This is a genomic window from Roseateles sp. P1_C1_2, assembly GCF_056406535.1.
The window spans coordinates 1-2,577 of sequence record NZ_JBFUAB010000048.1 but is presented as its reverse complement, the minus strand read 5'-3'; the positions used below and the strand labels follow the sequence as shown (position 1 = coordinate 2,577).

Sequence of the window (2,577 nt, the reverse complement as noted above, 5' to 3'; positions counted from 1 at the left end):
GAATAGCGTTTATCCGCCGCCCAGGCGAGGTTGGAAGAAGTCTGGGCATGGCGGCGGCGGATAAACCTGTTGGACTGAACCGCCCTCCCGACGGTAGCGTCAGGCGGCGGCGATATGGGGAATGTAAGTTTCAAATCCCCCGCCGGACCAGTGCGGATTCACCCGGGTGAACGAGCCGCTCCTGCTTGGCCCGCCGCACGGCTCGCAAGAAGCGATGGCGGCTCGCTCGGCACGCAGTGAGCAGGGCCGTCTTCGCGCGACCCCGAGCGCGGCGTGAACAGGGCTGCCGCGACGCGGTCTGGGTCGCTGCGCTCTTCGCCTGGCCTGGCCCCGTGGCACCCGTCATGGCGGCCCCCGGCACAGGGCGCCGCGCTCCGGCAGCAGCCCTCGCAGCGCCGGCAAGTCCGCCCCGCGCTGCTCCACCACGCGCCAGCGGCCCTGGCAGTGGGGGCAGGTGTTGACCTCGATGCCGGCCACACGCTTCATGAAGGCCCGGGCATCTTCCTGCGCCTGTGGGTTGGCCGCCGGCATGGCCAGCAGTCGCCGCGCCTGCGCCAGCCGCTCGGTCTTGGCGCACGGTGCCAGCAGCCCGTAGTGGCGGATACGCTTGAAGCCGCTGGGCAGCACGTGCTGCAGCAGCCGGGCGATGAACTGCTCGCCCGGCATCGAGATCGTGCGCTTGCGGCCATGGTCATCAGCGCGCACGCGCAGTCGCACCGCGTCGGCGTCAATGCCCACCAGCCGCTCGTGGCCGATGGCGGTGCGGTGGGTGTAGCGGCTGAGGTAGTCCAGCACGGCCGCCGGCCCGGCCAGTGGGGTCTTGGCGTAGACGACCCAGCCGTGGCGGCGCAGCGCTTGCGTTCTCGCCCGGCGTGCGCTGGCATCGGCCGGGTCGCGCGGCAGCTCGCCCGCTTGCTCGGCAGCTTGCAGCGCCGCCATGAACTTGCCCTTGAAGACGCGGCTCAGCGCATGCACCGGGAACAGGAATCGCTCGCTGCGGGCGGGCAGCACCCAACTCGCCGGGCCCGCGCCTGGCTCCGCGCTCGGCTTCAGCGCGCCGCAGGCCATCAGCGCGTGCACGTGCAGGTGGCGCCGCAGGTCCTGCGTCCAGGTGTGCAGCACCAGCGTGAAGGCAGGCGTGCCACCGAGCCAGCGGGGGTTGGCCGCGAACTCGGTGAGCGTGGCGGCGGCCTCGTGCATGAGCGTGTCGTAGACCCAGCGTGCATGCACACTGGCCAGCGCGTTGAGCTCATGCGGCAAGGTGAAGACAAGGTGGCAGTAGGGCGCGGTGAGCAGCTCACTCAGCCTTGCGGCGCGCCAGGCGTCGCGGCTGCGGGTCTGGCACTGCGGGCAGTGGCGGTTGCGGCAGCTGTGCCAGCGCCAGTGCTCGTTGCCGCAGCCCTCGCAGCGCAGCCGCTCGCCGCCCAGGGCTGCCGTGCGACAGGCCACGATGGCGCGCCAGGCGCGGGCCTGTGCGCTGCTCAGCGTGTGGTGGCTCAGGTACTCGGCCCCGAAGCGGTGCAGCACCTCAGCCAGCGTGGCAGCCATGGTCGGCTCTGCGGGGATCGAGCCGTCAGTGCAGCGTCGGCAGCGAGCTCAGCAGCGCCAAGGGTTGGCGGCGGGCCGCATCGGGGGCGTCCGGGCGGGCCAGATGGAGGTAGCGCATCGTGGTGCTGATGTGGCTGTGGCCGAGCCACTGCTGCAGGTTGTGCAGGTCCACCCCGGCCTCCAGCAGATGCGTGGCATAGCAGTGGCGCAAGGTGTGGATGCCGCCGCGCTTGGTGATGCCGGCGTGGGCGCAGGCGCGGCGGTACCAGCGCTGGGCAACACAGATGTCCAACGCCAGCTTGGGATCGCGCTGCGAGGCAAACAGCCAACCGCGCGGACGCCCGACCCGCCACCAAGCGCGCGCCACGGCCAGGGTGTCGGGGCTCAGTGGCACGAAGCGGTCCTTGGCGCCCTTGCCCTGCACGACGTGGATGCACATGCGGTCGGCGTGGCTATCGATGTGTTCGACGCGCAGGCTGCACAGCTCCGAGACGCGCAGCCCTGTGCCATAGGCCAGCTGCAGGAAGCTGCGCGCCTTGGCGTGGCAAGCGCAGTCAAACAGCCGTGCGAGTTCGGCGCGCGCCAGCACTTCGGGCAGGGCCTGGGGCGCGGGGCCCAGCGGGATCTGGAAGGTCTCGCCGTCCAGCGCGAGAACCGTGCGGTAGAGGAAGCGAAACGCGCAGCCGTACAAGTTCAGGCTGGCGCGGGCAAGGTGCCGTTCGCGCAGCAGGTACAGCAGGTAGGCCTGCACCTCATCAGCGCTGAGCAGCTCGGGGCTGCGGTGGTAGTGCCGCGCCAGGCGAGACACGGCGTCGACGTAGGTCTCCTGGGTGCGCGGCGCCATGCCGCGCAGTTGCAGTGCGTCGAGCATGCGCTGGCGCAGCGGGCTGATCTGGGTCGGGGTGATGGCAGCCATGACGGCTCTCCTTGATCCGCTCGGGCACATGCCCGCATCGGTCAAGGTACGCCGTTCAACCTGCTGGCTTCCCAGCCAGCACACCACCGCGTCAGCGGTTTAGTTCAACCAAC

2 protein-coding genes are annotated in these 2,577 nt (G+C 70.7%); both read right to left on the bottom strand.

The genetic code is table 11. The features are described 5' to 3' along the window. Positions 1 to 342: 342 nt before the first annotated feature. On the bottom strand, positions 343 to 1,548 hold the full coding sequence (locus tag AC1D2H_RS29435) for an IS91 family transposase (RefSeq protein WP_478013356.1): 1,206 nt from the start codon (positions 1,546 to 1,548) through the stop codon (positions 343 to 345). Positions 1,549 to 1,573: 25 nt separating this feature from the next. Continuing rightward, complete coding sequence (locus AC1D2H_RS29430; protein ID WP_478013355.1) at positions 1,574 to 2,464, bottom strand: tyrosine-type recombinase/integrase; 891 nt, start codon at positions 2,462 to 2,464, stop codon at positions 1,574 to 1,576. Positions 2,465 to 2,577 lie beyond the last annotated feature (113 nt).

Bases quoted from the DNA above. Each gene is read 5' to 3' on its own strand.
- AC1D2H_RS29435 (WP_478013356.1), bottom strand. From the start codon at position 1,548: ATGGCTGCCACGCTGGCTGAGGTGCTGCACCGCTTCGGGGCCGAGTAC.
- AC1D2H_RS29430 (WP_478013355.1), bottom strand. From the start codon at position 2,464: ATGGCTGCCATCACCCCGACCCAGATCAGCCCGCTGCGCCAGCGCATG.